Below are 3,878 nucleotides of genomic sequence, written 5' to 3' on the forward strand. Positions count from 1 at the left end.
CGACCTCCGCCGGGCCGGTCCAGCCCTTCGGGGAGCGCAGCACGATCATCGGCCAGGCCGGGCGGGTCGCGTCGCCGGTGCTGCGGGCGGTCTGCCGGATCTCGGAGATCCGGTCGAGCGCCCAATCGAGGGCTGCGGCGAACCGCCGGTGCATGTCGGCGGGATCGTCCCCGGCGACGACGAGCGGTTCGTGCCCGTAGCCGCGCAGCAGCGAGATCAGTTCGTCCTCTCCGATGCGGGCGAGCACCGTCGGGTTGGCGATCTTGAAACCGTTGAGATGCAGGATCGGCAGCACGGCGCCGTCGCGCCGCGGGTCGACGAATTTCGTCGAATGCCAGCTCGCGGCGAGCGGCCCGGTCTCTGCTTCACCGTCGCCGACCACCGCGGCGACGATCAGATCGGGATTGTCGAAGGCCGCGCCGTAGGCGTGCGAGAGGGAGTAGCCGAGTTCGCCGCCCTCGTGGATCGACCCGGGTGTCTCGGGGGCGACGTGGCTGGGAATGCCGCCGGGGAACGAGAACTGGCGGAACAGGCGACGCATGCCGTCCTCGTCGCGGGAGACGTCCGGGTAGACCTCGCTGTAGGTGCCTTCGAGCCACGCCGCGCCCACCGGTCCGGGTCCGCCGTGGCCGGGACCCATGACGTACATCATGTCCAGATCGCGGGCGGTGATCGCGCGGTTGAGGTGCGCGTACACGAAGTTCAGGCCCGGCGTGGTGCCCCAGTGCCCGAGCAGGCGCGGTTTGATGTGTTCGGGCCGCAACGGCTCGCGCAGGAGCGGATTGTCCATGAGGTAGATCTGTCCGACGGACAGGTAGTTCGCGGCCCGCCACCACGCGTCGAGCGTGTCGAACTCAGGATCGATCGCGGACCCCGGCTCGGAGGCTGCGTCGGAACTGGTCTGCGGGGTGCGAAGTGACATCGGATTCCTCGTCGTCGGCGACCGGGGTGCTCGTTGCAGCGGTACCCATCCGGCGACGGGCTCACTCGTCCCGTCGCCGCACCATCTCGCCGATCCAGCTCGGCGCGTACGGCGACGTGCAGCCCGGCGAGGTGGGATAGTCCTTCAGTACCTCGAGGCGTTCGCCGATGTCGAGTGCGCGGGCGCGGTGGTCGGGGTGTTCGATGCCGATCTGCGCCAGACACGTGTTCATCGCCCACTGCAGACGCTCCGGGGCGTCACGCATCTGCGCGTCGATGGTGTCGAGCAGGCCGGACAGGTCGAGCCCGTCGGCATCCTTGACGACGCGGCCGGCGGTGAGCGCCCAGCCGGCGCTCGCGACGATCGGATCGGGGTCGGTCATCCACCGTGCCCGCAGCTCCTCGACATGCGGGTTCTTCTTCACGACGTAGTTGACGAACCAGTCGTGCACCTTCGGGGTGCCGGTCTCGCGGACCATTGCGTCGAGCTCGGCGACGGTGAACGCCGTGGGGCGGCAGATCAGCAGCGCGAGCAGCCGCGCGGCGGTATCGCCCGTGGCCCAGAGTTGCTGTGCGAGCTCGTGCTGCGTCTTCACCCGCTTGGCGACGGCGCGCAGGGCACTGAGGTTCACGCCGTGATCGTCGCCGTGCTTCTCGTTGACCGCACGGATCTTCGGGTCGTCGAGCGCGGCGAGTTCGGAGAGCAGCTCGTCGACGGTCGGAGCGTCCGTTGTCGTCTGTGCCACCGCGATCTCCTGTCCGTGTGCCGGTCGCGCCTCAGCCTACGAGCGCCGGCCTACAGTCCGGGTCGGTTCACGCTCGATTCGGGTGGGTTCGGCCCCGCTGAGCGGGGTCGGATCCACCGAAGTTCTTTCACGACGTGGTTACAGCCCGAGCCGAGTGACGGCGTTGCCGACGAGACCGGCGTGGTGGCGACTGTACAGCGCGACCATCCGTTCGTCCGCGTGCCCGGTCTGCGTCATGATCGTCTGTGTGGTCGCGCCGCCGCGCACCGCCTGGGTGACGAACCCGGCCCGCAGGCTGTGCCCACCGAGGGTCGCGACGAGGTCGTCGCTGAACCCGGCGCGCCGGGCGCGGCGCTGGATCATCGAGTGCACGGACTGTCCGGACAGGGCCGTCGCGCCCACCGCGCCGCTGCGGTGCACCGGGCGGAACAGGGGCCGGTCGCCGTCCTGCGTGCGCCCGGCCGCCAGGCCCCGGCAGCAGTGCTCGGCCGGGTCGGGCGCGGCGGTGCCCAGCAGGTCGACGACCGCGTCGCGTCCGGACTCGTCCCACGCGTCGAGCACCTCTCGCCAGCGTCGATACGCGCATACCGGGCAGGTGTGCGGATCCGATCCGTACGGCAGGGTGACGGTGCGGCCGCGGGCGCTGCGGTCGGTCTTGGACCGGCGGACCGTCACGTACAGCCCGTCGGCGCGGTGCGGGACGACGTCGGAGACGACGAGCCCGGTGAGCTCGGAGCGGCGCAGCGCACCGGCGAGGCCCATGAGCAGCAATGCCGAGTCGCGGCGTTCGGCGACGCGGTCGGCCCATCCGGCGTCGGCCGCGTCGGTGCGCATCGCGGTGAGGATGGTGCGGATGTCGTCGGTGAGCAGCGGGGTGCGCCGCGCCGGCGGGGTGGCCCGATCACGCCGGATGCCACGCAGTAGATCCCGAACGGATTCGTGCCCACCGGGTTTCGGAAGTCCGGCCAACGCGTGCATCTTGTTGATGGTCGATACCCACCGCGACAGCGTCGACGGCGCGTACGCCCAGCGTCCGTCGGGGCGCAGTTCGGCGGCCTTCTCGGTGAGGAACCAGCTCAATTGCTCGGCGGTCGCCGGCATCGGACTGTGCCCGGTGCGTTCGCACCAGCGGGTGAAGATGGTCCAGTCGCCGAGTTGGGCGGCGCGGGTGTTCTCCGAGGCCGCCTTCTCCCGCAGCCGCCGCATCGCGATGGCGACCGTGTCCGGTACCGCGGGCACCTCGGGGCAGGGCAGATCCGGGCTCGTCACGGCGTGGTGATCCTCTGGACACGCATGTCGCGGGCGAGGTGGTCGCGTTGTTCGATTACGAGGCGCCGCAGCGCGGCCGGGGCGTCGGTGTGGGCGTCGAGCCACGCGTCGACGGGGTCGAGGCTGTCGGCCGCGGGGAACAACCCGATGACGATGCGGCGGGCGATCTCGATGCTGCGGCCGCTCCAGGTCTCGTGGAGCACCGCGAAATAGTCGGTGTCGTAGGCGGAGATCAGGTCGCGGCGCTCCCCGGCACGGAACCCGGCGATGGTCGCATCGAGGTGGTCGTTGGTGAGAGTGTGATCGGCCAGGATCGTCGCCCACGCATGCGCCTTGACCTCTGCGCGCGGACGAGAGGCGAGCGCGCGCAGGTGAGCGGTGCGTCCCGAGGCGGTGTCGTCGTTGCGCAGTTCCTCGTCGAGGTCGGCCTCGTCGGCGTCGCCGGTGGTCGTCAACGCCGCCCACCAGCTCCACCGCAGGTCGGGGTCGAGGCGCAGCCCCTGCGGGGGTGCGGCGTTGCCGCACAGGATCGCCCTCAGGTCGGCGGCGTGCCGGTCGTCGACGCTCGCCGCGACACCGACCGCGCGGGCGAATGCCAGCTGGGCGTCGCTGCCGGGTGCGGCGCCGTGCAGCCCGTCCCACACCGCGTCGAGCCACCGACGCCGCGCATCCGTCCGCCCCGCGACGGGCACATAGTGCTCGACGGCGTGGGCCGCATTGGCGAGCACCGCGGTCAGCAGCGCGATGTCGGCCTCGTGCAGAGCGAACCGGGCGGCCATGGACAGATAGCGGTCGACGGCGAGTTCACCGTCGCGGGTAGCGTTCCACAGCGCCGACCACAGCAGTCCGCGCGCGAGCGGGTCGCAGACGCGGTCCAGGGAGGACTCGACCGTGTCGAGCGACCGCGTGTCGAGGCGGACCTTCGCGTAGGGTGAGGGTCGG

3 protein-coding genes and 1 pseudogene are annotated in these 3,878 nt (G+C 71.2%); all 4 read right to left on the reverse strand.

Annotated features, from left to right (window positions below):
• Positions 1-922, reverse strand: a pseudogene (locus R1101_RS0118040) (phosphoketolase); the annotation flags it as partial.
• Between the two features lie 61 nt (positions 923-983).
• A complete protein-coding gene (locus tag R1101_RS0118045) occupies positions 984-1,667 on the reverse strand; it encodes a DNA alkylation repair protein (RefSeq protein ID WP_016934754.1) in 684 nt (227 codons plus the stop codon).
• 138 nt (positions 1,668-1,805) lie between these two features.
• Positions 1,806-2,936, reverse strand: a complete 1,131-nt coding sequence (locus R1101_RS0118050) for a tyrosine-type recombinase/integrase (RefSeq protein WP_016934755.1) — start codon at positions 2,934-2,936, stop codon at positions 1,806-1,808.
• Positions 2,933-3,878, reverse strand: a 946-nt coding sequence (locus tag R1101_RS0118055) for an ERAP1-like C-terminal domain-containing protein (RefSeq protein ID WP_016934756.1), incomplete at its 5' end; no start/stop codon positions are given. The genes R1101_RS0118050 and R1101_RS0118055, both read right to left, overlap by 4 nt.

The organism is Rhodococcus sp. R1101, from assembly GCF_000278445.1.
In the GTDB taxonomy this organism is placed as follows: domain Bacteria; phylum Actinomycetota; class Actinomycetes; order Mycobacteriales; family Mycobacteriaceae; genus Rhodococcus; species Rhodococcus gordoniae.